This window comes from Allosphingosinicella sp. (assembly GCF_036403745.1).
In the GTDB taxonomy this organism is placed as follows: domain Bacteria; phylum Pseudomonadota; class Alphaproteobacteria; order Sphingomonadales; family Sphingomonadaceae; genus Allosphingosinicella.
Map to the genome: position 1 here is coordinate 18,151 of NZ_DASWQI010000007.1, position 23,673 is coordinate 41,823.

A 23,673-nucleotide genomic window follows, 5' to 3' on the forward strand; every position below is an offset into this window, starting at 1 on the left:
CATGCCGCGGCTGGTGCTGATCCGCCACGGCCAGTCGGCGTGGAATCTGGAGAACCGCTTCACCGGCTGGTGGGACGTCGACCTGACCGACAAGGGCATCGAGGAAGCGCGGCAGGCCGGCGCGCTGATGGCCGCCAAGGGGCTCGATTTCGACCTCTGCTTCACCAGCGTCCAGACCCGCGCCATCAAGACGCTGAACCTGGCTCTGGAAGCGATGGGCCGGCTGTGGCTGCCGGTCGAGAAGGACTGGCATCTGAACGAGCGCCATTATGGCGGCCTCACCGGCCTCGACAAGGCGGAAACGGCGGCGAAGCATGGCGACGCCCAGGTCCACATCTGGCGCCGCTCGTTCGACGTCCCGCCGCCGCCGATGGAGGCTGGGAGCCCCTACGACCTCTCCCACGACCGCCGCTATGCCGGCATCGACGTGCCCAGGACCGAGAGCCTCAAGGATACGATCGCCCGCGTCCTGCCTTATTGGGAAAGCCGCATCGCCCCCGCCCTCCACGCCGGCCAGCGGGTGGTGATCTCCGCCCACGGCAATTCGCTCAGGGCGCTGGTCAAGCACCTGTCGCACATCCCCGACGACGAGATTACCGGCCTAGAAATCCCGACCGGCCAGCCGATCGTCTACGAGCTGGACGACAGCCTCAACGCCCTCGATCGTTACTATCTGAGCGAGCGCTAGGCTCTCACCCCGCCGCCCGCGCTAGGCTCCTGCGGCAGCGTTCCAGCACGTCCTCCGCCTTGTCGCCGGCAAGGATGCCGGTGGTCACCACAGCGGCGTGGAGCGGCAGCTGGATGTGGCCAAGATCGAGGGGACTGGCCTCGATGCAGCGGCCGAGCCGTTCGCCGGCGTCGATGGCGCTGTCGAGGTCGAGATGGTCGAGGATCAGGCCGAATTCGGCCGGCCCGGTGCGAGCGAGGACGTCGGTGGTGCGGATGAGGCCGCACAGCAATCGGGCGACATGGACGAGCGCGGCGTCGGCGGCGAAATGGCCGTGATCCTCGCCCATCGCGTCGAGGCCCTTCAAAGCAATGCCGACCACCGCCGCCGGCGTTCCATGCCGCTCGGAGAGGCCGACGACCCGCTCCAGCTCGGTACGGAAGCGCCCCGCGCCCGGCAGCGGCGTGACGCCGTCGACTTCGGCCTGGGCCTCGAGGGTGGCGATGCGCTGCTGCGCCTCGGCGAGGGCGGCGCGCAGCAGCGCGTTCTCGTCCTCGGTCTCGACCGGCGTGCCGGCGAATTCGGAGCTGTGCCTGGACATGCCCTCACCTCTAGCCCGCCTCGGTTAACGAAGGCCTAGCCTCACGGCAGACGGCCCGTTAGACGAGCCGCTCCGCCGGGAAGGGACGCTGCGATGGCGAAGGTCGGGATCATCATGGGCAGCCGCTCCGATTGGGAGACGATGCGCCATTCGGCCGGGACGCTCGACGCGCTCGGCATCGCCCACGAGGCGAAGGTGGTGTCCGCCCACCGCACGCCGCAGCGGCTCTACGATTATGCGACGGGCGCCGCGGCGCGCCGCCTCCAGGTGATCATCGCCGGCGCGGGCGGCGCGGCCCACCTCCCGGGCATGGCGGCGTCGATGACGGCGCTGCCGGTGCTCGGCGTGCCGGTCGAGAGCAAGGCGCTGTCGGGCTTGGACAGCCTCCTCTCGATCGTCCAGATGCCGGGCGGCGTCCCGGTCGGAACCCTCGCCATCGGCAAGGCCGGCGCGATCAACGCCGCCCTCCTCGCCGCCGCCATCCTCGCCTTGAACGACGAGGCGCTTGCGGCGCGGCTCGCAGAGTGGCGGCAGCGCCAGACCGACGGCGTCGCCGAAACCCCCGAATGAAGACGATCCCGCCGGGCTCCACGATCGGCATCGTCGGCGGCGGGCAGCTCGGCCGGATGCTGGGCATGGCCGCCGCCCAGCTCGGCTACCGCATCCACGTCTTCGCCCCGGCCAGCGGCCCGGCCAACGACGTCGCCTCCGCCTTCACCGAAGCCTCGTACCACCAGTCCCACCGGCTCGCCGCTTTTGCCGAGGCCTGCGACGTCGTCACCTACGAGTTCGAGAACGTGCCCGTCGGCGCGCTCGCCCTGATCGCCGACAAGGTGCCGGTGCTGCCGGGGCTCAACGCGCTGGAAATCGCCCAGGTGCGTTATGCCGAGAAGGCGTTCGTCCAGGATCTCGGCGGCCGCACCGCGCCCTTCGGCGTGGCCAACGATTTCGAGGAGCTGATCCCGGTGCTGGAGAGGATCGGCGTGCCGGCGATCATCAAGACGATCCGCATGGGCTATGACGGCAAGGGGCAGGCGAGGATCGACGCGCCCGGCGATGCGCGCCAGGCCTGGCACGCGGTCAAACGCCAGCCTTCGATCGTCGAAGGCTTCGTCGATTTCAGCCACGAATTCTCGATCCTGATCGCCCGCGGCCATGACGGCGCCAGCGTCACCTACAAGCCGACCTGGAACGTGCATCGCGGCGGCATCCTGCATCGGGCGGTGGTCCCCGCGCCGGCCGCCATCGCCGGCCAGGCGGCCGAAGCGGCGGCGCTTGCGGAGCGGGTCGCCGACGCGCTCGATTATGTCGGCGTGCTGGCGCTCGAATTCTTCGCGACGGCGGAGGGGCCGGTGTTCAACGAGATGGCGCCGCGCGTCCACAATAGCGGCCACTGGACGATCGAGGGCGCCCAGACTTCGCAGTTCGAGAACCATATCCGCGCCATCTGCGGGCTGCCCCTGGGCTCGAGCGCCCTCACCGCAGCCGGCGTGGAGATGGAGAATCTGATTGGGGACGAGGTGGAGCGCTGGCCCGAGATCCTCGCCGAGCGCGGCGCCCATCTCCACCTCTACGGCAAGGACGAGGCCCGCCCGGGCCGCAAGATGGGGCACGTGACGAGACTCATCGGCTGACCGGGGACAGCGGCTGGCCCGGGACAGTCACTTTCCCGCACGGCCGTGATCGAAACGGCGACGCCGCGGGTGAAAGTGACTGTCCCCTCTTCCGCGCTCCGGTAGGGGCAGTCCCGTCCCCTACGTCTTACCGCGCCGTCATCACCTCCACCGGCATGTGGAGGGCATCGAGCTGGGGACGCACCTTGGCGGCGTCGCCGACGACCACCCAGACCAGCCGCTTCGGATCCACCGCCTTGCGCGCCGCCGCGTCGAGATCGGCGGCGGTCATCGCGCGGTAACGGGCCGGCAGGCGGACGTAATAATCGTCCGGCCGGTGGAGCGAGGCGTTGCGCATGATCCCGCCGAGCACCGCGCCGCTGGTCTCGAATTCCCCGGCGAGGCTCAGCACCTGGTTGTTGATGGTCTGGCCGAGCTCGGTCCCGGTCACGCCCTTAGTGCCGAGGAAGCCCTCGATGTCCGCCACCGCCGCGGCGATCGATTCGCCGGTCTTGTCGGTCTGCACCGGCGCGAAGATCAGGAGCGGCATCTGCTCGCGCACCAGCTGCACCTGCGAGCCGGCATAATAAGCCCAGCCCTTGGCCTCGCGGAGGTCCATGATCAGGCGCGAGGTGGCGCTGCCGCCCAGCACTTCGTTGGCGACCGTCAGCGTCAGCGGATCGTCGATGCCGCGCGCGGCGAGCGGCTCGCCGGCGAGGATCATCGATTGCGGGCTCTGCGGCTTGTCGATGAGGATGATCCGCGGCCCGGCGGCCGGCGCCGCGGCGAGCGGCGGGAAGCGCTTCACGCCCTTCGCCACCGCCGGCGCGCGCCAGCTGCCGAAGCGCGCTTCCAGCAGCGGCACCAGCTCGCCGAGCGTGGTGTCGCCGACGACGAAGATCGCCGCATTGTCGGGCCGCAGCCAGCGCTGATGGAAGGCGACGAGGTCGGCGCGGGTCGCCGCCTGCACCCCCTTCTCGTCGCCCGAGCCGGTGAACGGCACACCGTAGGGATGGGCGGTGCCGTAGAGGAGCGGCGGCAGGACGCGGAGCGCCAGGCCCTGCGGCTGCGTCTTCTCCTCGGCGATCTGGGCGAGCTGCGCCGCCCGCTTGCGCTCGACGTCGTCGGGGCGGAAGGCCGGGTTGCGCACCACGTCGGCGAGGAGGTCGAGCGAGGGGGCGAGGTTGGCCTTCAGCGCCGAGAGCGAGACGGTCGTCCGGTCCATCGAGGCGTTGGCGCCGATGCCGGCCCCGAGCCGCTCCTGCTCCTCGGCGATGGCGGTCGAATCGCGGGTTGCCGTGCCTTCCTTGAGCAAGGACAGGAGCAAGGCCTCGGTGCCGAGCTTGGCGCGATCGTCGGCGGCGTTGCCCGCGTCGAACGTCACCGCCACCTCGACCAAAGGCACCGCGGTGCGCCGTGCGAACACCAGTTCGATGCCGTTCGACAGCCGGGCCCGCTCGACGGCCGGAAAGGCGAGCGCCTTCACCGGCTGCACCGGCGGCTCGACGATCTTGGGCGCGGGCGGAGCCGCCGCCGCGGGCGAGGGCGTCGCCGGGGCCGGCGCGCCGCCCTCGGCGGGGCTGCGGAAATAGGCGGGGTGGCGCACCACGCTGCCCGCGGTGGCGATGTCCTCGGCGCTGCGCTCGCCGGGCGAGACGGTGAGCCGGTAGGCGGGTCGCCCCATCCACTTGCGCGCCGCCGCGGCGACGCTCGCCGGGGTGGCGCGGGCCAGTTCGTCGAGATCGCTTTTGTATTTGGCGGGATCGTTCGAATAGACCGCGCCCTCGGCGAGCGTCACCGCCTTGCCGCCGAAGCCGCCGACCTGCTCCAGGCCCTTGATCGTTCCAGCGACGCTCGAGGTCGCCGCGCGCTGCACCTCGTCGGCGGTGGGGCCGTTCCGCAGGAAATCGGCGACGATCTCGTCGAGCCGCCGCGCCACCAGAGCCGGGTCTGCGCCCGGCCGCACCCGCGCCGTGACGTTGAGCAGCGAGATCTTCTCGAACTGCTGGACGCCGGCCGAGACGCCGACGGCGATCTTTTCCTTGCGCACCAGCGCGTTGTCGAGCCGCGAGCTGCCAAGGCCGCCGAGGATCGAGGCGGCGAGATCGAGCTGATTGGTGTCGGGGTCGTTGACGCCCGGCACCACCCATTCGCGCGAGATCGTGACCGTGGCGACGCGGTCGTGCATCACCTTGTCGACCGGCGCGGCGAGGCTCGGCACCGGCACGTCGGTCCGCGGCGTCTCCGGCCCACGGGGAATCCCGCCGAACCAGCGCTCCGCCTTGGCCCGCGCGGTGGCGAGGTCGATGTCGCCGGCCAGCACCAGCACCGCGTTGTTCGGCCCGTAATGGGCGCGGAACCAGCCCTTCACGTCCTCGAGCTTGGCGCCGTTCAGGTCCGTCATCGAGCCGATCGTCGGGTGGCGATACGGATGCCCTTCCGGGAAGAGCGCGGCGAGCTCGGCATATTCTTTGAGGCCGCCGGGCTCGTTGTCGCCCATCCGCTTCTCGTTCTGGACGACGCCGCGCTGGAGATCGAGCGTCTGCTGCGTCACCGCCCCGAGCAGATGCCCCATCCGGTCGGATTCGAGGAACAATGCCCGGTCGAGCGCCCCGGTCGGCACCGTCTCGAAATAATTGGTACGGTCGAACCAGGTCGTGCCGTTCCAGTCGGTCGCGCCGATATCCTCCAGCCGGCTGAAGAAATTGCCCGGCGCATTCTCCGAGCCGTAGAACATCAAATGCTCGAAGAGGTGCGCAAAGCCGGTCTTGCCGCGGGGCTCGTCCTTCGAGCCGATATGATACCAGACCGAAACCGCGACCACCGGTGCCTTGTGGTCCTCGTGCACGATGACGCGCAGCCCGTTGGGCAGCGTGAACTGCTGGTACGGAATGTTCACCTGGGCGACGAGCGCCGAGAGCGGCGCGGCGGGCGCGGGACGGGGTGCCGGCTGCGCTCCTGCAGCGGAGAGGGGGAGCGGCGCGACGCCGAGCGTGAGGGCAAGCAACATCCGGCGCATTGGCACGTCTCCGAGTCTCATGTCGCGCGCACCATAGCGGCGGCCCCACCCGCTGCAACGGCGGGATGGCATTGCGGCGCGGGCGGGTCGGCCGGCGCGCTGGGAAGAGGCGGGCCTCAGGATTGTGGTACAACTGCTCCGCATCCGTTACGGTCGGCCCGTGCAGGAGGCGAGAAGGCGGCCGAACCGGAACCGCCGATGAGGCAGCAACTCCTCGACGCCCGCGCAACCATCGTCGCGCAGCTCGACGCGATGGACTTCAGGACCGTCGCGACCTCCGCGCAGGGCGGACCGCCGGACTATCGCGGCCTCACAGCCCAGCTTCAGGAGGAGCTGCGCGAGATCGACGCCCTCCTCGGCGAGGACGCGCCCGCCGCGCCGTACATCCCCTGGGGCGGCCGCCGCTGAGGCAATGCCGCCGGAAGTGGTTCAAATAACGCTCGCCAGCCGCCGAGCTGAGGCGCAGTGTCACGCCGCGCCCGTCGGCGCAGCGTGCCCGAGTCCGTCACGAACCGGAGAACGCCCTTGGCCGAGCATGCCGCAGCCGAACGCAAGATCGCGGCCCCAGCCGGGGCGCGGGAGGTTGACGCCGCACGCGGCGCCGGTCCCCGTGCCGAACTGCTGAACCGCCACACCGAGGCGCGTGTCGCCGAACCGACGCGTCTCCTCGACCGTCGCGCCGAAACCCGCGCCGCCGCCGCACCCGCGCCGACGCAGCCCAGCCCACCGGAACCGGCCCCGCGCCGCAACCTCACCGGGCTGCCGGATCGGCTGAAGGCGGGGGTGGAGGCGCTGTCGGGCCTGTCGATGGACGACGTGCGGGTGCACCGGAATTCGGCCCAGCCGGCGAAGCTGGGCGCCCTCGCATATGCGAGGGGCAGCGACATCCACTTGGGCCCGGGGCAGGAGCGGCATCTACCCCACGAGGCATGGCATCTGGTCCAGCAAAAACAGGGGCGCGTGCGGGCGACCGGGGCCTTGCGAACCGGCGTCGCCGTCAACGACGATCGCCGCCTCGAACACGAAGCCGACCTGATGGCGGATCGCATCAAGCTTGGTGGCGCTCCGCTGCAGGCCCTGCGGCCCGCTGGCGCATCCGCCTTGGTGGCACAATGCTATTGGCTGCGGATGGACGGCGAGGTGATGTGGGCCGACAACGAACCCGGCGACGGCATGATGCAAACGAACGACCGGCATGAGGAGGCGGACGGACACGCGGCGGGGCCGATCTATGTCATTGCGGAGGCGGCGGAACATGATGCCGGCGAGGACGGTGGCGATGATGCGGATCAGGCGCCGGCGGAGCTCGATGGGGAGGCCGGGTGGGACTATGACGGGACGTTGATCGGCGTGAAGGATGCCGCCGAAGATATGCCGCCGACCCTTGAAGGGCCGAGAAGGGCTTGGTCCGTGGACGATTTCTTCGGCCTCGGCCTGGAAGATGAGGTGACCGACGCTCTCCTCGAGCGGCCCGTCCACCCGGCGACGCACTTCTCCTTCTGGTGCAAAGTCGGCGCTATCGACGTCAAGATCCATCTCACCGCAGCGCGCTATACCGTCATCTACAATGCCGCGGGCCGGCCTGACCAGCAGGCGGCGGAGGCGACCAAGGATGGGCTGACGGGGAGGCATTTGTACCAGGCGTTCCTGGACATCGCAAACGCCGCCGGCGACTATGAGCCGATGCGCAACAGCTGCGAGACCTTTGCTCAAAATATGTACGATTCCTTCACCGTTGCGGCAGCCGATGCCGCTCAGGCGCCAGCCGAGGACTTCATGTAGGCTCGAGCGCGCCTGCGGATCGACCGCTGAAGTGGCGTTCATCCGAATCGCCCGGTGACGGCGTATGCGGCTTGTGTTGCTGAAGCGCCACACTACATCCCTTCCAGCCATTGAGGGGTAGAGATGAACCTAGAAAAATTCACCGACCGCGCACGCGGATTCCTGCAGTCCGCGCAGACCGTGGCGCTGCGGATGGACCATCAGCGGATCACGCCGACGCATATCCTCAAGGCTTTGCTCGAGGACGAGCAGGGGATGGCGGCGGGGCTGATCGCCAAGGCCGGCGGCTCGCCCGAGGCGGCGCGGCGGGAGGTGGATGAGGCGCTGGCGAAGGTGCCGGCCGTGACCGGCGGCGGGGCGAACCAGACGCCGGGGCTCGACGCTGAGGCATTGCGCGTCCTCGATAGCGCCGAGCAGGTCGCGCAGAAGGCGGGCGACAGCTACGTCACCGTCGAGCGGATGCTGCTCGCGCTGGTGCTCGCGAAGAATACCGAGGCGGGCAAGGCGCTTGCCGATGCGGGGCTGAGGGCCGAGGCGCTCAACGCCGCGATCAACCAGCTGCGCGGCGGGCGCAGCGCCGACACCCAGTCCTCAGAGGACCGCTATGATGCGCTGAAGAAATTCGCCCGCGATCTCACCGAGGCGGCGCGCGAGGGCAAGCTCGACCCGGTCATCGGCCGCGACGAGGAGATCCGCCGTACCGTCCAGATCCTCGCCCGACGGACCAAGAACAATCCGGTGCTGATCGGCGACCCCGGGGTCGGCAAGACCGCCATCGCCGAGGGGCTGGCGCTGCGCATCGCCAACGGAGACGTGCCCGACAGCCTCAAGGACCGCCGCCTGATGGCGCTCGACATGGGCTCGCTCATCGCCGGCGCGAAATATCGGGGAGAGTTCGAGGAGCGGCTGAAGGGCGTGCTCGACGAGGTCAAGCAGGCCGCGGGCGACATCATTCTGTTCATCGACGAGATGCACACCCTGATCGGCGCCGGCAAATCCGAGGGCGCGATGGACGCGTCGAACCTCCTGAAGCCGGCGCTGGCGCGGGGCGAGCTGCACTGCATCGGCGCCACCACGCTCGACGAGTATCGCAAGCACGTGGAGAAGGACCCCGCCCTCCAGCGCCGCTTCCAGCCGGTGTTCATCGGCGAGCCGACGGTCGAGGACACGATCTCGATCCTCAGGGGTCTCAAGGAGAAATACGAGCTGCACCACGGCGTGCGGATCACCGACGGCGCCCTGGTCTCGGCGGCGACGCTCAGCAACCGCTACATCACCGACCGCTTCCTCCCCGACAAGGCGATCGACCTGATGGACGAGGCCGCCTCGCGCCTACGCATGGAGGTGGAGTCGAAGCCCGAGGAGATCGAGACGCTCGACCGGCGCATCATTCAGCTGAAAATCGAGCGCGAGGCGCTGAGGAAGGAGACCGACCGCGCATCCAAGGAGCGGCTCGGCACCCTCGAGACCGAGCTCGCCAATCTCGAGCAGCAATCGGCCGAGCTCACCCAGCGCTGGCAGTCCGAGAAGGAGAAGATCCAGGCCGAGGGTAAGCTCAAGGAGCAACTCGACGCCGCCCGGCTCGAGCTCGAGCAGGCGCAGCGGGCCGGCGATTTGGCCAAGGCCGGCGAGATCCAGTACGGCCGCATCCCCGGCCTCGAGCGCCAGGTCGCCGAGGCGCAGGCGGTGAGCCAGTCGGCGATGCTGCGCGAGGAGGTGACCAGCGAGGACATTGCCGGGATCGTCTCGCGCTGGACCGGCATCCCCGTCGACCGCATGCTCGAGGGCGAGCGCGAAAAGCTCCTCCAGATGGAGGCGCAGATCGGCAAGCGCGTCATCGGCCAGCAGGCGGCGGTCGAGGCCGTCTCCCGCGCCATCCGCCGCGCCCGCGCGGGCCTCCAGGACCCGAACCGGCCGATGGGCTCGTTCCTGTTCCTCGGCCCCACCGGCGTCGGCAAGACCGAGCTCACCAAGGCGCTCGCCGAATTCCTGTTCGACGATTCCGCCGCGATGGTCCGCATCGACATGTCGGAGTTCATGGAGAAGCACAGCGTCGCCCGGCTGATCGGCGCGCCCCCCGGCTATGTCGGCTATGAGGAAGGCGGCGTGCTGACGGAAGCGGTGCGGCGCCGGCCCTACCAGGTCATCCTCTTCGACGAGGTCGAAAAGGCGCATGGCGACGTCTTCAACGTCCTCCTCCAGGTCCTGGACGACGGCCGCCTGACCGACGGCCAGGGCCGCACGGTCGACTTCACCAACACGATCATCATCCTCACCTCGAACCTCGGCAGCCAATATCTCTCAAGCCTCACCGACGACGAGGATGTCGGGAAGGTCGAGCCGCAGGTGATGGAAATGGTGCGCGGCCATTTCCGGCCCGAATTCCTCAATCGGCTGGACGAGATCATCCTCTTCCACCGTCTCGGCGCCGACCATATGGGCCCGATTGTCGACATCCAGATCACCCGGCTCGGCAAGCTGCTCGCCGACCGCAAGATCCGGCTCGACCTGACCGATGCGGCGCGCGCCTGGCTCGGCCGGGTCGGCTACGACCCGGTCTACGGCGCCCGGCCCTTGAAACGGGCGGTCCAGAAATACCTCCAGGACCCGCTCGCCGACGCCATCCTGCGCGGCACGATCCGCGACGGCCAGACGGTGCGGGTGGAGGAAGGCGATGGCGCCCTGGTGCTGACGCCCGAAGGGGAGGAACGCGCGGCCGCTTAGGTGCCTCCCCATGTGCGCAGCGCATGGGGAGGGGGACCAGCGTAGCTGGTGGAGGGGTAGCTTGCCGCGGAGTCAGCGGATCTCGGGCGAATCGCTGAATCCTCGACCTGTCACCCCTCCACCACCTTCGGTGGTCCCCCTCCCCATCGTTCCGATGGGGAGGCAGGCGATACGCATCCTCTCAGTGCTTAGCCCGTTGACCGGCCGATCCGACCACCCAGGAGCAACACGATGAAGCCCAGCGGCAACACCATCCTCATCACCGGCGGCGGCTCCGGCATCGGCGCCGCGCTCGCCCACCGCCTGCACGATGCGGGCAATACGATCATCGTCTCCGGCCGCCGCCGGCAGGCGCTCGAGGAGGCGATCGCCGGCCGCCACAACATGCACGCTGTCCCCCTCGACGTGGAGCAGCCCGGCGCGATCGCGGACTTCGCGCGGCGGGTCGTCGCCGAGCATCCGGCGCTGAACGTGCTCGTCAACAATGCCGGCATCATGCGCTTCGAGGCGCTCGACACGGCGCGCGATCTAACGGACGCTGAGGAGACGGTAGCGACCAACCTGCTCGGCCCGATCCGCATGATCGACGCGCTGGTCGACCACCTCGCCGCCCAGCCCGACGCGGCGATCGTCAACGTCACGTCCGGCCTCGCCTTCGTGCCGCTCGTCGACACGCCGACCTATTGCGCGACCAAGGCGGCGATCCATTCCTACACCGTGTCGCTGCGCGAGGCGCTGAAGGGGCGCATCGAGGTGATCGAGCTGGCGCCGCCGGCGGTGCAGACCAACCTCACGCCCGGCCAGGCCACCCGCCCCGGCTATCAGCCGCTCGACGAATTCGCCGACGAGGTCATGGCCCTGCTGAGCCAGCAGCCGACCCCGCCCGAAATCCTCGTCGAGCGCGTCCGCTTCCTCCGCTTCGCCGAAGCCGAGCAGCGCTTCGAGCCCACCCTCGCCCAACTCAACGAAATGGCCCGCCGCGCACGGGGGGCGTGACTCCAATCCTCCCTGTCGGCGCAGCCGATGGGGAGGGGGGCCGCGTGAAACGCGGTGGAGGGGCCTTACGGAGTCCGAGGTGGCCCCTCCACCACCCCTCGGGTGGTCCCCCTCCCCATGCGCTTCGCGCACAGGGAGGACTAGATCGTCCGCCGCCCCCGCAGCATCGCGTCCACGCTCCATGGCCCCGGACCCGCTGCCGCGATGTAGAGGAAGGTGAAGCAAAACAGGATCGCGGCGTCGCCGCCGTTGATCCCCGGCCAGAAGCTCTTCGAGGCGTGCGCCATGAAATAGCCCACCGCCATCTCGCCCGAGAGCAGAAAGGCAACGGGCCGGGTACCGAGGCCGATCGCCAGCAGAGCGCCGCCGACCACCTCCAGCCATGCCGCCACGAGGAGCATCGTCGGAAGCGGGTCGGGGGCGCCGGCCTGCGGAGCCGGGAAGTGGAACAGCTTCATCAGCCCATGCTCCATGAACAGCAGGGCCGCCACGATGCGCAGGATGCTGAGGAGAATGGGGCTCCAGCGTGCGAGGCGGTCCATGCGTTGCTCTTCCCGTCTGTCCGGTGCCGACGCTAGGCCGCGGCGGTGCCAAGCGCAACGCGGCCGCTTATTCCGCCCCCTCCGCGCGCGCGCCGACGTGGACGACGAGATTGTCCATCGTCCGGCTCGTCCCCGCGGCGACGCCCATGGCGACGAACTGCTGGAGGTGCGCGTCGCTGGCGCAGGCGATCTCGACGGTCATCGCGGTGCCGCCGCCGGCCGGCTCCAGCATCACCCGCCCTTCCGCCCCCATCGCGTCGAACACCAGCCGCGAAGGCGGCACGATCTCGCGATAGACGCCCGCGAAAGCCATGTCCGGATGACTGCGGCTGACGAAGGTAAAGCCGCCGCCGACGCGCAGGTCGATCTCGCAGCGCAGCAGCCGCTCGCCCGCCGCGTCCCACCAGCAGGCGACCTGCTCGGGGTCCGTCCAGGCGGCGAACACAAGCTCCGGCGGCGCGGCGAGGCGGCGGGTGAAGCGCAGCGTGTGGGTCGCCTCGTCCAGCTCGAAGCCGGCGGAGGCGAAGGGGGCGTGAGCAGGGGGCATGTCAGTCTTCCTTGTTGGCGACGTGGCGGTCGAGATTGTCGAGGCGGCTTTCCCACTGCTCGCGGAATGGCTCCAGCCAATCGGCAACCGCCTTCATCCCCGCCGGCTTGAGCCGGCGCGGCCGCCGCTGCGCGTCCTGTCCGCATTCGATCAGCCCCGCCTTCTCCAGCACCTTCAGATGCTTCGAGACGGCCGGCTGGCTGAGCGCAAACGGCCGCGCCAACTCGGTCACCGTCGCCTCGCCCAGCGCGAGCCGGGCGAGGATGGCGCGGCGGGTGGGATCGCCGAGGGCGGAGAAGGCGGTGTCGAGTTGCATTACTAGTAGGTTATATAGCCGAGAAGAAATAGATGCAAGCACCTGCTTGCCTCCCCATCGCCAGATGGGGAGGGGGACCACCGTAGGTGGTGGAGGGGTATTTCGCAGAGCAGCAGCAGGCGTCGGACAGGCACCCCCTGCGCCCTTCACTTACCCCTCCACCAGCTTCGCTGGTCCCCCTCCCCATCCTCCGGATGGGGAGGGCACAAGAAAAAGGGGCGACCCCGGAGAGCCGCCCCTGAGAGTGAAGGGAAGGGAGAGGCCTACTCCGCCGCCTCGGTCCAGACGTCGCGCTTCGCCTGGGCGACGCTCTTGCGCCGCGCGTCGAGCTTGCGGAAGGCGCTCAATGCCTGTCCGACCACCTGGTCCATATTGTAATAGCGGTAGGTGGCCAGTCGCCCGACGAAGGTGACGTTGCGGGTCGCGTCGGCGAGCGCCTCATACTTCTTGAACAAAGCCTGGTTCTCCGGCCGCGGGATCGGATAATAAGGATCGCCCTCCGCCGACGGATATTCGTAGGTGAGGCTGGTCCGCGGGCTCTCCTGGCCGGTGAGGTGCTTATACTCGGTGATCCGGGTGTAGGGCACCTGCGGGTCCGGATAGTTCACCACCGCGACGGGCTGGAAATTCTCCGTCTCCAGCATCTTATGCTCGAACCGCAGGCTGCGGTAGGGCAGCTTGCCGTAGCGGAAGCCGAAATACTCGTCGATCGGCCCGGTGAAGACGATGTGGCCGGCGTCGATCTCGTCGATCACGTCCTTAAAATCGGTCGAGAGCAGCACATCGATGTTCGGATGGTCGAGCATCCGGTTGAACATCGCGGTGTAGCCGTCCTTCGGCATCGCCTGGTGCTTGTCGCCGAAATAGCGATCGTCGGTGTTGGTCCGCGTCGGGATGCGCGCGGTCACCGCCTTGTCGAGCTCCGACGGATCGATGCCCCACTGCTTGCGGGTATAGCCCTGGAAGAACAGCTCGTAGAGCTCGCGCCCGACCGCGTTGATGACGACGTCCTCGGACGTCTTGATCTCCTCGACCGGCTCGGCGCGCGAGGCGAGATAGGCCGCGGCCTCCTCGTCGGTCTTGAGGTCGAGCCCGAACAGTTCGTTCAAGGTCGTGCGGTTGATCGGGATCGGCACGAGCTTGTCCCGGACGTCAGCGAGCACCTTGTGCTCGTAGGGACGCCACGCGGTGAAGCGGGAGAGATAGTCGAAAATCTCGTCCGAATTGGTGTGGAAGATGTGCGGGCCATATTGGTGGATCAGGATCCCGGCCTCGTCCAAATGGTCGTAGGCGTTGCCGGCGACGTGCGGCCGCCGGTCGATGACCAGGACATGCGCGTCATGCTCGCTGGCCAGCCGCTCGGCGATGACCGAGCCGGCGAAGCCCGCGCCGACGACGAGATAATCGTATTTCTTGCGTGCCGCCGCCTTGACGATGTTGGGGCCGGCATTCGGCACCGTCATTGCTTCGCGCACCAGCCCCGCCATGCGGGCATAGGTGATATCCCAGCTGAGGTTCGCGAGCTTCAGGTCGACGTCCTTCAGCCATTCGTCGCCCGACTGGACGAGCGCCAGCGCCTGCTCGCACGCCGTGACGAACGCGTCGGAGCCGTCGGCAATGAACACCGCTTCGAGATCCGAGTAATGGCGGATGACGTCGGTGATCGGCGTCGACACGACCGGGCGGCCGCCCGCCAAATATTCCGGCGTCTTGGTCGGCGAGATGAACTTCGTCGAATCGTTGATCGCAAACGGCATCAACGCGACGTCCCAGCCGCCCAGATAGAGCGGCAGCTCGTCATAGGTCTTGCCGCCGGCATAATGGATGTTGGCGCGGACGGGCAGGTCGGCCGGATCGATCTTCACCACCGGCCCGACCATGACGATCGACCATTCGGGGTGCGCATCCGCCACCGCCGCGATCATCTCCAGATCGATCCGCTCGTCGATGACGCCGTAGAAGCCCAGGCGCGGCTTGCCGATCGGCCCCTGGTCATCGGGCGAGGCATCGACGCCGCGCGCCTGCGCGAAATGGGCGCGGTCGACGCTGGAGGGGAAGGGGTGGATGTTCGGATGGCGGTCCTTCTTCGCCTCGTAAAGCGAATAGCCGCCGGTGAAGACGACGTCCGCGCTGTCGAGCAGTTCCTGCTCCAGCGCCAGCAGCTGGGGCGGCGCGAAGCGGAAGTTGGCAAGCTCGTCCATGCAGTCGTAGACGATCGCCGCCGATGGCAGGTCGCGCGAGAAAGGCAGCATCATCGGCGTGTAATACCAGCGGATGAAGGGCCCCTTCTCCTCGGCGGCGAAGTCGGTCAGCAGCCGCTTCAGCACGGTCTCGCGCTCGGCTTCGGACAGGGTGTCGGGGATGGACGGGGTCACGACGACCACGCCGGTCTCGGCGCAGGTGCGCACGCCAAGGGCGGGCTCGCACTCGGGAAGCGCCGCTTCCGGCTCCTCCCAGAAGATAACGCGCCGGTCCTGCGCGAAGCGGCTCATCAGATGCTGGGGCCGCTGGAAAACGAAGTTCCACCGCAGGTGGGAGAAGCAGATGAGGGTGTGCCCGTCGGTCTGGTGCGAGGCAAAGCGGCTCTGCCCCATATCGGAGGCGGTGGAGAGTTTGATCAACGCGGGTATCCCGTTAATGGAGAATGCAGGAATAACGTACCCGCACGCGCTTCGGTTCCGCGCTGCAACATGGAATAAAGTTAATGCAGATAAGGACTAAGCTGGGTTGTTGCGCAGCCGGACCGTTCCGCGCGCGGCCTGAATTATACGATTAATCGAAGGCCGCCTTCAGCTCGTCGAGCCAGGGGCCCGCCGTCCCGTCCGCAGGTGCGCGCCAGTCGCCCCGCGGGCTCAGCGATCCGCCGGCCGAAACCTTGGGCGAATTGGGGATGGCGGTGCGCTTGAACTGGCTGATCTGGAAGAAGCGATAGAGGAAGACCTCCAGCCACTTGCGGATGGTGGGAAGGTCGTATTCCCGCTTCAGCGCGTCGGGATAGCCGGCCGGCCACGCCCCCGCCGCCGCATCGTGCCACGCCTGCCGCGCCATGAACGCGACCTTGGACGGCTTCTGGCCCGAGCGCAGGATGTGGAACAGGAAGAAATCGTGCAGCGCGTACGGGCCGATCTTGTCCTCGGTCGACTGCATCTCGCCCTGCGCGTCCGCCGGGACCAGCTCAGGGGAGATTTTCGTCTCCAATATGGCGTCCAATACGCGGTTCGTCTCGGCGTCGAGCTGCCCCGTCTTCACCACCCAGCGTATGAGATACTGGATCAGCGTCTTGGGCACGCCGGCATTGACGCCGTAATGGCTCATCTGGTCGCCGACGCCGTACGTCGACCAGCCGAGCGCCACTTCGGAAAGATCGCCCGTTCCGACGACGAAGCCGCGCCGTTGGTTGGCGAGACGGAACAGATAGTCTGTGCGGAGCCCCGCCTGCACGTTCTCGAAGGTGACGTCGTACACGTCCGCCCCCCGCTCGCCCTTGGCATAGGGGTGGCCCATGTCCGTCAGCATCTGCTGCGCGGCCGGGCGGATATCGATCTCCTCGCCGACAATGCCGAGCGCCTTCATCAGCGCCCAGGCGTTCGATTTGGTCGTGTCGCCGGTCGCGAAGCCCGGCATCGTGAAGCCGAGGATGGTGGAGCGGGGCAGCTTCAGGAAATCGCACATCTTGGCGCAGACCAGCAGCGCATGCGTGGAATCCAGCCCACCCGAGACGCCGATCACCAGCTTGTCGCCGCTGGTCGTCTGGAAGCGTTTGGCGAGCCCCTGCACCTGAATGTTGAACGCCTCGTAGCAGTCGGAATCGAGCTGCTCGATGCGGTTCGGCACGTAGGGGAAGCGGCGCAGATTCCGGTGGAAGCCGATGTCGCCCATGTCCGGCCTGTGCTCGAAATGCACCCGCCGCGCGCTCTTCTCGGGATGGCCCGCGGCGACCGCATTGTCGTTGAAGGTCGGCATCCGCATCCGCTCGAGCCGCAGCCGCTGCGCATCGACGTCGGCGATGCACAGCTCCGGCTCGAGGTCGAAGCGGCCGGATTCGCAGAGCAGTTCGCCGAATTCGTAGATCGAGCCCTGGCCGTCCCAGGCGAGGTCGGTGGTGCTCTCCCCCGGTCCCGAGGCGGAGAACACATAGGCCGCGCAGCAGCGGCTCGCCTGCGAGGCGCAGAGCATCTTCCTCTCGTCCGCCTTGCCGATGGTGATGTTGGACGCCGAGAGGTTGCACAGGATCAGCGCCCCGGCGAGCGCGCCCCAGGTCGAGGGCGGCTGCGGCGCCCAATAATCTTCGCAAATCTCGACGAAGAAGGTGAAGTCGGCGAGGTCTTCGGCAGCGAAGACGAGGTCGGTGCCGAACGGCACCTGTTCGCCCGACACGGCGATCTCGATGCCGGAGAGCCCGACGCCGGAGACGAACCAGCGTTTCTCATAATATTCGCGATAATTGGGGAGGAAGCTCTTCGGCACCACGCCGAGGATGCGCCCGCGGCTCACCACCACCCCTGTATTGTACAGCCGCCCGTTGCGCCTCAACGGGGCGCCGATCACGCAGACCGGCGCGAGCTTCGCCGTCGCGTTGCGGAAGCGGGCGATGCCGTCCTCCACCGCGTCGAGGAACGCCTCCTGCAGGAACAGATCGTCGACCGCGTAGGAGGAGATGTTGAGCTCTGGAAAGACGACGAGGTCGACGCCCTTAGCATCCGCCTCCCGCGCCAGCGCGACCGCCTGCTCGACGTTGAAGCGGACATCCCCCGACGACGCCGTCGGGCTCGCCGCCGCGCACCGTACGTAGCCGTGGCGGTGGATTCCTTCAAAGGGCCCTTTACTCACAGCATCTCCGTCATCATCTCGACCGCGACCGTCATGCACGCGATGCGTGTAGCACCGCGGCCGCCCGGGCCGAAATGCTCCTCGCGGTGCATCGTCTTGCGCCCCGCCCGGGCGCAGCCGAAATGGACCAGCCCCGGCTCCCGCCCTGCGTCGGCGAAGCCGGTCACGGCAAGCGCGATGTTCGCCCGGCTGTGCGCAAGCGCCCCTTCCGCCATCGCCACCGCGACCTCCCTGGAGACCGCGTCGTGCGTGTCGATCACCTCCATCGGAATGCCGAGCATCTCGTTCTTCGCCTCGTTCGTATAGGTGACGAAGCCGCGGTCGAAGACGTGCGACACGCCCTGCACGTCGGTCAGCAGCGAGGCGAGCATGCCGCCGGTGCAGCTCTCTGCCGTCGCCAGCATCAGCCCCCTTTCATGCGCCTTTTGGAGGAGCCGGCGGGCGGCCTCCTCGGTCTCGTTGGGGAGCAGGGGCGACAGGGTCTCGGCGTCATTCATGACGCCAAGGAACCGGCCCCCCGCGCCGATGGTTCCTCAACCAAACCCGCAAAGGAACATAGATCATGGTGGCCGACAAGAAACAGGACGCGATCCAGCTGCTCACCCAGGACCACCGCGAGGTCGAGGCCCTTTTCGAGAAGTTCGAGAAAGCGAGCCGCGACGGCACCAAGGAGAAAATTGCCCGCCAGATCTGCACCGAACTCAAGATCCACACCATGATCGAGGAGGAGATCTTCTACCCGGCGCTCCGCGGCAAGATCGACGACGCCGATCTCGACGAAGCCACGGTCGAGCATGACGGCGCCAAGGTGCTGATCAACGACATCGAGGCCGGCGAGCCCTCCGACGATTTCTACGACGCCAAGGTGAAGGTGCTGCAGGAGGAGATCGAGCACCACGTCAAGGAGGAGGAGAAGCAGCGGGACAGCATGTTCCACCAGGCCCGCAAGACCGACGTCGACCTCGATGCCCTCGGCGAACAGATGGCCGCCCGCAAGGCCGAGCTGCAGCGGATCGCCGAGACCGAAGGCCTGCCCAAGGCGACCACCGCGACCCTGACCGAAGACGCGGCCTGACATGGCCGGCAAAGGCCGCATCGCGCTCTTGACCGGCCTCGGCGCCGCCTGCGCCGCCGCGCTCGGCTACGCGGCAACCCGCCTCTGGCGCCGCCCCGACGGCAGCCAGGGGCGCAGCGCGGCGCTGAAGGGCACCGGCGCCGACGGCGCGGTGGGCCACACCAGCGCCGCCCGCTCCGCCGGCCCCGACGCCATGCGCGACCCGCCCAAGGAGTGGAGCCAGGTCGACCAGGCCAGCGACGAAAGCTTTCCGGCGAGCGACCCCCCGGCCATTAATCCTCATGTGGACTGAGGCCAGCGCCGCCCGGTGAGCAGCGACGCCGGCGCCTAGCGCCGCCGGAGCAGCGAACGGAGTCGGCGCCCGCCCGGCCGGCGGGGCGGCGACCCTCGGGCCGCCGAACCCGTCCGACGCGGCGAGGCCGCCCTCGCCGCCCCCTTGGCGCGCATCCTCGGGCGCCCGTCCGCCCTGAACCGAAGCCGCGGAAGTTTCGAACTTTCCTGATATAAAAAAACTTCCCTCCCGCCGTCGGGCGCCCCGTGCGCCCCTTTTTGCGATCCAGCTGCCGTTTGCCCGACCCGCGCCAGTGCGATTCGCACCCGCAGGCCAGATACCGCACAGCTCTCTTGTCGCCTCGAACATAGCATGAACCCGCCTGAGAAGCAACCGGCCGACTGCTGGTGGAAGGGCGGTGCAGGCGGAGCCCTCACCTGCCGCGCGAACGAGGCAAAAGGTGCACGCGCTGCCGGGCGACTGCCGTGTCGCAACCGTGTGCTTGCCGGGCGCGTGCCGGGTCCTAACGGGGCGCGTGCCGGGTCGCAACCGTGCGGGTGCCGTGTCGCTGCCGGGTCCTTGCCGTGCGGGAACCGTGGTGGCTCCCGCGGCCGCGGCGAGCGTGCGGTCCCGCCGGCCGAGGGTGGACAGGATCTGCGCGACGACCAGCCGCAAGGCTTACTGGGACGGCCCCGGCTTCTCGTCCTCCCCATGCGGCGTCGCGCCACAGGGAGGAGCGGGGTCGGAGCCTGCCACCACCTACCCGATACCTGCTGAACGCGTTATCCTGCGGCCCGATGCACAAAGCCCTCTTCGCCCTCGCCGCCCTCGCCGCCACCGCTTTGGTGGTCGCCCTCGCCTGGGGCGTCTTCGTGCTGATGAGCGGCGCCCACGCCTTGCCGAGATGGGCGATGCTCGCGATCCTCGCCGCTGTCCTCGCCGCCGGCCAGATCCTGCGCTGGCGCCAGCGCCGGCGGCGGCTTTAGACCGTCTTCCCCGGGCCGGCGGGCACAGTACCGCTCTGCGCCGCCAGCCTCTCCGCATCGGCCGCAAGCTGGGCCATGGTCGCGTCGGCCTGCGGCAGCTCCCAGGCGAGGTCCTCGACGGCGCGCGCGAGCTTGGTGGCGAGGGCGGCGAGGTCCGGCGCCGGCACGAGCAGCAACCGCTCGAGCGCCGCATTCTGGGAGCAGGCGAGATCGGAGAAGGCCTCGTCCATGTCCCACTGTTGTGAAAAGGACGCGCCGCGCGGCTCAGCCCGCTTGAACGCTGCGATCTCAGCCTCGGCGCGCAGCAAGGCCGCAAGCGCCGCCTCCCACGCCGCCTCCAACTCCTCTCCTTCGAGGGGAGAGAGAGGAGCCGCGGTGCGGCGGAGGGTGAGGGCAGTCGGCGCCCCTACGGCTCCCGCTAGAAGTGCGCGACGCGTGCAGCTATGCTCCCTGGAAGCCATGACCAAGGCTCTCCTGCTCTAGGAGGTGGGGGTTCTTCTTATTGGCATATTACATGCCGGATCGGGAGCGGCGGCGCAAGTGTTTTTTGCATGGAATATGCCGTCTTGACCCCGCGGCAATGCCGGATGGCACGTGCTGCTTTGCTTTGGTCCCGCGACGACTTAGCCGCGGCCTCAGGGGTGAGTTGGCGGACGATCACGAGGTTTGAGGCGGGGGAGTCAGTGCTGCCCCCGCGGGTTCAGGCGATGCGGCGGGCGCTGGAGGCCTCCGGAACCGTCTTTATCGACAGCGGCCGTCTCGTCGGCGGTGTTATCCCGCCACGCGACTAGATCTTCGCGACCTTTGAAGACGCAGGTTGGCAAAGTACCTATCCATGTGAATGGCACGTCTCGCCCGTTTGAACCCCTGCAATTTCTTACCCGCCACGGCCACTGCACAAGACACCGACGGAAAGATCCTAACGAAAGCGGCAAGGCGAGATACGGCTTAAGCTACCATTCCGGCCGCTCCGGCCGTAGATCAAAAAGCACCACCTCGGATAGATTGCGTCTCTTAGATTTGAAGAAAGCAGTCGCGCGTCCTCGCACAAAAGGAGCCACCTCTTCCAAAACGTCATCGACAGAGAGCCAAAGATGCTTATCAACAGCATCGATCTCCTCGTACATCATGTCCTCGATGCCTAAGCCGACTTCTATCATGACGCCATGGCAGTAGTCTCTCAGTCCGTACCAGCTGAACTCGAATACTAGATCGTCGCCACGCAGGCGTGGGCCAATGAGAGCAGATCTGGCTATATCCAGAAGCTCTCCAGACTCTCGTTGATTGAGCATCAATCGCTCGTCATCCTGAGCTGGCTCTATAGCGTCGAAGAGACGCGTGAGGAGTGCCGCCGCAACACGAACAGCATACCGCGCCTCATTGACCGTACAGCCGCCCCGCAAGAACCCCCCTGGCGCAATTGCGGTGACAAGCAAGGCACCTTCCACTGGCCTTGACCGAGAAAGCTCGCCTGGCGCATTCGCGAGAGCCGTAGGCCCAGGGTGAAACGACTCACCAAGAGACCTAAGGAGGGCCTTCCAATGAGAGCCCGGCAGCAGGGAATCTGCTGCTTTGTAAGGCGACCCGACGGCTTCGCACAAGAACCGAAGGTAGTTTACTTTAACCACGCAACAAACTCGGCTAAATGCTTCTATCCGGGGCCGGCCGTCAAACTGCCCTATTTTGTCGGAGAGGAAGTCATATACCCCCGGGCTGAAAATCCTGTTGTTTTGGGCATGGTCCGCCCCCGACGGTTCTTCTTTGAAGATTCCGAACGCAACGAGGAACTCTGCGAACGAGCGATGTGGGAAATAGAATATATCACCGGGCTTGCGGTCTAAGAAAGAGCCCGAGAGTGCCTCCCGGAGCATACCCTCATCCTCGTCCTCACCATAGTCGGGGAGGGCACGCAGGACGCTCTCTGGAAGCTCATCGGGGGTGAAGAAAGACGCCCCGTCCTTCTCGAGCCAAATCCAGCGAGCTATTCGGCGAACGAACTCGAAACGAGTATCGTCAGAAAGCTCCTTCCTTGCCTCCTTCATATTCTCCCGTTCAATCAACAGTGCAAAAAACGCCTCGTACAAATTCCAGCGCGATAGATTTGAGGCTAACGTACTCAAATCACCGCTGCGCGACGATGCGATGTCCGCAAGAAGTTTAACGTGCACTGGACGCGAAAAGAGTTCGGGATCTAATTCCACTATTGCACGAATCTGGCGGAGGCAGACGGCCTTCTCGGCGGCCGATATCTCCGGCACAATAGGCTTAGATGCCGAATGGACAACATAACGGGTCACGAAACTCTCAATTTCGTCGATCGTGAACTCTTGAAGCTCAAATTCCTGAAATGAGGGCCAGCCGGGTACTGAGACTAACAGGTCGCCCGATATGGGCCTCAAGCCCCGCAACGCGTAATTATACTCAGCATCTGAGAGAAAGGCCGACGGACGACCTAGCAGGACGACCTTGGATTTCGGGACAACCAGCTGGTTCAGTTCTTGCAACTGCAGCCTGAAGTCACCCCATTTCATGGCGTGTTTCATTTCGTCAAAACCATCCAGCACCACGACAAAGCGTCCGCGCTGATTGAAGTCTGTGAATCTTGAGAAAGAATATCCGCGCACGCTAAATTCACTGGTGAAGAGTGCGCCAAGCAGCCCGTCAAGAGATGCGAACCTGCCGATGTTACCAAGTTTTATTAGGATAGGCCTCCGAACGTGCGGATCAGCTATAGACTGAGTAGCCAAGTCACTGACAAGCCGCTTCGCGAAGCTCGTCTTGCCAGCGCCATACCCACCTAAAATCGCAACTGGAGCAGTCTCGCAAGGATCTGCAGCCCAGTTGCGCAGAGAGTTTATGAGTAAATCTACGTGATCGGATAACTCCCTTGTGCCGTCTGTCTCATACCATACAGATTTAGCGCGAGCCTCTACATAGTATTGACTCAGCCCGTCCGATGAAAACGAGTCACGGAGTGACGTTATATATGGAAGTAGTCCCAAGACCTCATTCTCTAGCTCCCAAATGGTTAAGTGACGAATTGCAGGCTGTTCGTCAACGAAAGCCGCCGCGTCGGTTGTAAGGCCATTTCTGGAGACAATAAGCAACTTACAAGGGTCTTGGAGACCTACGATTCCGGAATAATCCGACCAAACGCGCGCCACATGATCACGAGTGAGTCTCCTTCTATAATCTTTGCACTCAACAAGGAGCGTCGTGTCGCGGCCTAAGTCTTTCACCGAGAATACTGCGTCTACTTTCTTACCGGCCACTCTCATCTCGCATTTGCCTTGGCCATACACCTGTGAGAGGAAGCTCATCGCTTCGTTTCTAAGTGCCGCGCCGGGCACATGGGCATCCGCTAAAAGACTATCAGGAGCGGCCATTTCGATCTTCCTAAGCTTGAGGGTTTCGATGTTGAGCCGCACGCGCCCTGCGGTCAATGCGCGCGTCCTGTTTCTGTAGACCCATCTTGTCGCAGGCCGTGTGAGCACTTTCGAGCGGGATGCGTACTGAAGCTGACACCGGTCGCGGCGGGCGACCAGCCGGCCGCCTCCCCACAGCTGGCGTTCCGACTTTGGAAAGGGGGGTAAAGGTTGCGGTCCACCTGCGAACCTGGAGCTGCTGCGCCGTGTTTCGCCTCGCATTGTAGGCTGAAACAAGTTCAGCAGGACGGGCGGGCGACTTCCGGACCCTTCCAACCC

Annotated in this window: 21 protein-coding genes; 11 read left to right on the forward strand and 10 right to left on the reverse strand. The window is 66.8% G+C overall.

Translation table 11 applies throughout. From position 1 onward, the window contains the following. The first annotated feature begins 1 nt into the window (after nt 1). Nucleotides 2-688: a 2,3-diphosphoglycerate-dependent phosphoglycerate mutase gene (gpmA, locus tag VGC56_RS01270; protein ID WP_464122734.1), complete on the forward strand. Its 687-nt coding sequence runs from the start codon at nt 2-4 to the stop codon at nt 686-688. A gap of 4 nt (nt 689-692) precedes the next feature. On the opposite strand, the gene VGC56_RS01275 is transcribed toward gpmA, so the two are convergent. Continuing rightward, nucleotides 693-1,268 carry a GGDEF domain-containing protein gene (locus tag VGC56_RS01275; RefSeq protein WP_464122735.1) on the reverse strand — a complete coding sequence of 192 codons (576 nt, stop codon included), beginning with the start codon at nt 1,266-1,268 and terminating at the stop codon, nt 693-695. 93 nt (nt 1,269-1,361) lie between these two features. Between VGC56_RS01275 and purE the strand changes: the two genes are divergently transcribed. Both purE and VGC56_RS01285 read left to right on the forward strand, forming a co-directional pair. Next, nucleotides 1,362-1,838 (forward strand): 5-(carboxyamino)imidazole ribonucleotide mutase, encoded by a 477-nt coding sequence (gene purE / locus VGC56_RS01280; RefSeq protein ID WP_464122736.1) that lies wholly within the window; start codon nt 1,362-1,364, stop codon nt 1,836-1,838. Further along, complete coding sequence (locus VGC56_RS01285; RefSeq protein WP_464122737.1) at nt 1,835-2,902, forward strand: 5-(carboxyamino)imidazole ribonucleotide synthase; 1,068 nt, start codon at nt 1,835-1,837, stop codon at nt 2,900-2,902. The genes purE and VGC56_RS01285 overlap by 4 nt, the downstream gene beginning before the upstream one ends. A 127-nt stretch (nt 2,903-3,029) precedes the next feature. Here VGC56_RS01285 and VGC56_RS01290 read toward each other — a convergent pair whose 3' ends face one another. After that, nucleotides 3,030-5,891, reverse strand: coding sequence for a M16 family metallopeptidase (locus VGC56_RS01290; RefSeq protein ID WP_464122809.1), 2,862 nt, complete (start codon nt 5,889-5,891; stop codon nt 3,030-3,032). 207 nt (nt 5,892-6,098) lie between these two features. On the opposite strand from VGC56_RS01290, the gene VGC56_RS01295 reads away from it, so the two are divergent. From VGC56_RS01295 to VGC56_RS01310, 4 genes are all read left to right on the forward strand, one after another. Continuing rightward, a complete protein-coding gene (locus VGC56_RS01295; protein ID WP_464122738.1) occupies nt 6,099-6,308 on the forward strand; it encodes a hypothetical protein in 210 nt (69 codons plus the stop codon). 117 nt (nt 6,309-6,425) lie between these two features. Beyond that, nucleotides 6,426-7,682 (forward strand): eCIS core domain-containing protein, encoded by a 1,257-nt coding sequence (locus tag VGC56_RS01300; RefSeq protein ID WP_464122739.1) that lies wholly within the window; start codon nt 6,426-6,428, stop codon nt 7,680-7,682. Nucleotides 7,683-7,805: 123 nt separating this feature from the next. Then, entirely contained in the window at nt 7,806-10,406 is a 2,601-nt protein-coding gene (gene clpB / locus VGC56_RS01305; RefSeq protein WP_464122740.1) for an ATP-dependent chaperone ClpB, read from the forward strand. 231 nt (nt 10,407-10,637) lie between these two features. Beyond that, entirely contained in the window at nt 10,638-11,402 is a 765-nt protein-coding gene (locus tag VGC56_RS01310; protein WP_464122741.1) for an SDR family oxidoreductase, read from the forward strand. 140 nt (nt 11,403-11,542) lie between these two features. Here VGC56_RS01310 and VGC56_RS01315 read toward each other — a convergent pair whose 3' ends face one another. The 6 genes from VGC56_RS01315 to VGC56_RS01340 all read right to left on the reverse strand — a co-directional run bounded on the left by VGC56_RS01315 (nt 11,543) and on the right by VGC56_RS01340 (nt 18,134). Beyond that, entirely contained in the window at nt 11,543-11,944 is a 402-nt protein-coding gene (locus VGC56_RS01315; protein WP_464122743.1) for a DoxX family protein, read from the reverse strand. Nucleotides 11,945-12,011: 67 nt separating this feature from the next. Continuing rightward, nucleotides 12,012-12,491, reverse strand: a complete 480-nt coding sequence (locus tag VGC56_RS01320; RefSeq protein WP_464122744.1) for an SRPBCC family protein — start codon at nt 12,489-12,491, stop codon at nt 12,012-12,014. 1 nt (nt 12,492) lies between these two features. Continuing rightward, entirely contained in the window at nt 12,493-12,807 is a 315-nt protein-coding gene (locus VGC56_RS01325) for an ArsR/SmtB family transcription factor (protein ID WP_464122745.1), read from the reverse strand. Between the two features lie 263 nt (nt 12,808-13,070). Next, nucleotides 13,071-15,428, reverse strand: a complete 2,358-nt coding sequence (gene glf, locus VGC56_RS01330) for a UDP-galactopyranose mutase (protein WP_464122746.1) — start codon at nt 15,426-15,428, stop codon at nt 13,071-13,073. Nucleotides 15,429-15,579: 151 nt separating this feature from the next. Beyond that, nucleotides 15,580-17,637, reverse strand: coding sequence for an NAD(+) synthase (locus VGC56_RS01335; RefSeq protein WP_464122748.1), 2,058 nt, complete (start codon nt 17,635-17,637; stop codon nt 15,580-15,582). Continuing rightward, a complete protein-coding gene (locus VGC56_RS01340; protein WP_464122749.1) occupies nt 17,634-18,134 on the reverse strand; it encodes a CinA family protein in 501 nt (166 codons plus the stop codon). Before VGC56_RS01340 ends, VGC56_RS01335 begins: the two co-directional genes overlap by 4 nt. A 65-nt stretch (nt 18,135-18,199) precedes the next feature. Here VGC56_RS01340 and VGC56_RS01345 point away from each other — a divergent pair, with 65 nt between their 5' ends. From VGC56_RS01345 to VGC56_RS01355, 3 genes are all read left to right on the forward strand, one after another. Beyond that, nucleotides 18,200-18,712, forward strand: a complete 513-nt coding sequence (locus VGC56_RS01345) for a hemerythrin domain-containing protein (RefSeq protein WP_464122750.1) — start codon at nt 18,200-18,202, stop codon at nt 18,710-18,712. Between the two features lies 1 nt (nt 18,713). Further along, the gene (locus VGC56_RS01350) at nt 18,714-19,004 is read left to right on the forward strand and encodes a hypothetical protein (protein ID WP_464122751.1); all 291 of its coding nucleotides are present in this window, start codon (nt 18,714-18,716) and stop codon (nt 19,002-19,004) included. 776 nt (nt 19,005-19,780) lie between these two features. Beyond that, nucleotides 19,781-19,969: a hypothetical protein gene (locus VGC56_RS01355; protein ID WP_464122752.1), complete on the forward strand. Its 189-nt coding sequence runs from the start codon at nt 19,781-19,783 to the stop codon at nt 19,967-19,969. On the opposite strand, the gene VGC56_RS01360 is transcribed toward VGC56_RS01355, so the two are convergent. Beyond that, complete coding sequence (locus VGC56_RS01360) at nt 19,966-20,310, reverse strand: hypothetical protein (RefSeq protein ID WP_464122753.1); 345 nt, start codon at nt 20,308-20,310, stop codon at nt 19,966-19,968. The genes VGC56_RS01355 and VGC56_RS01360 overlap by 4 nt on opposite strands. 246 nt (nt 20,311-20,556) lie before the next feature. Here VGC56_RS01360 and VGC56_RS01365 point away from each other — a divergent pair, with 246 nt between their 5' ends. After that, a complete protein-coding gene (locus VGC56_RS01365) occupies nt 20,557-20,760 on the forward strand; it encodes a helix-turn-helix domain-containing protein (protein WP_464122810.1) in 204 nt (67 codons plus the stop codon). A 162-nt stretch (nt 20,761-20,922) separates the two neighbouring features. Here VGC56_RS01365 and VGC56_RS01370 read toward each other — a convergent pair whose 3' ends face one another. Continuing rightward, nucleotides 20,923-23,397, reverse strand: coding sequence for an NACHT domain-containing protein (locus VGC56_RS01370; protein ID WP_464122754.1), 2,475 nt, complete (start codon nt 23,395-23,397; stop codon nt 20,923-20,925). Nucleotides 23,398-23,673: the final 276 nt, after the last annotated feature.

Coding starts and splice junctions, on each gene's coding strand:
- purE (WP_464122736.1), top strand. CDS start 1,362: ATGGCGAAGGTCGGGATCATCATGGGCAGCCGCTCCGATTGGGAGACG.
- VGC56_RS01355 (WP_464122752.1), top strand. CDS start 19,781: ATGCACAAAGCCCTCTTCGCCCTCGCCGCCCTCGCCGCCACCGCTTTG.
- VGC56_RS01340 (WP_464122749.1), bottom strand. CDS start 18,134: ATGAATGACGCCGAGACCCTGTCGCCCCTGCTCCCCAACGAGACCGAG.
- VGC56_RS01350 (WP_464122751.1), top strand. CDS start 18,714: ATGGCCGGCAAAGGCCGCATCGCGCTCTTGACCGGCCTCGGCGCCGCC.
- VGC56_RS01365 (WP_464122810.1), top strand. CDS start 20,557: ATGGCACGTGCTGCTTTGCTTTGGTCCCGCGACGACTTAGCCGCGGCC.
- VGC56_RS01310 (WP_464122741.1), top strand. CDS start 10,638: ATGAAGCCCAGCGGCAACACCATCCTCATCACCGGCGGCGGCTCCGGC.
- VGC56_RS01315 (WP_464122743.1), bottom strand. CDS start 11,944: ATGGACCGCCTCGCACGCTGGAGCCCCATTCTCCTCAGCATCCTGCGC.
- VGC56_RS01290 (WP_464122809.1), bottom strand. CDS start 5,891: ATGTTGCTTGCCCTCACGCTCGGCGTCGCGCCGCTCCCCCTCTCCGCT.
- VGC56_RS01285 (WP_464122737.1), top strand. CDS start 1,835: ATGAAGACGATCCCGCCGGGCTCCACGATCGGCATCGTCGGCGGCGGG.
- VGC56_RS01295 (WP_464122738.1), top strand. CDS start 6,099: ATGAGGCAGCAACTCCTCGACGCCCGCGCAACCATCGTCGCGCAGCTC.
- VGC56_RS01320 (WP_464122744.1), bottom strand. CDS start 12,491: ATGCCCCCTGCTCACGCCCCCTTCGCCTCCGCCGGCTTCGAGCTGGAC.
- VGC56_RS01345 (WP_464122750.1), top strand. CDS start 18,200: ATGGTGGCCGACAAGAAACAGGACGCGATCCAGCTGCTCACCCAGGAC.
- VGC56_RS01275 (WP_464122735.1), bottom strand. CDS start 1,268: ATGTCCAGGCACAGCTCCGAATTCGCCGGCACGCCGGTCGAGACCGAG.
- gpmA (WP_464122734.1), top strand. CDS start 2: ATGCCGCGGCTGGTGCTGATCCGCCACGGCCAGTCGGCGTGGAATCTG.
- VGC56_RS01325 (WP_464122745.1), bottom strand. CDS start 12,807: ATGCAACTCGACACCGCCTTCTCCGCCCTCGGCGATCCCACCCGCCGC.
- clpB (WP_464122740.1), top strand. CDS start 7,806: ATGAACCTAGAAAAATTCACCGACCGCGCACGCGGATTCCTGCAGTCC.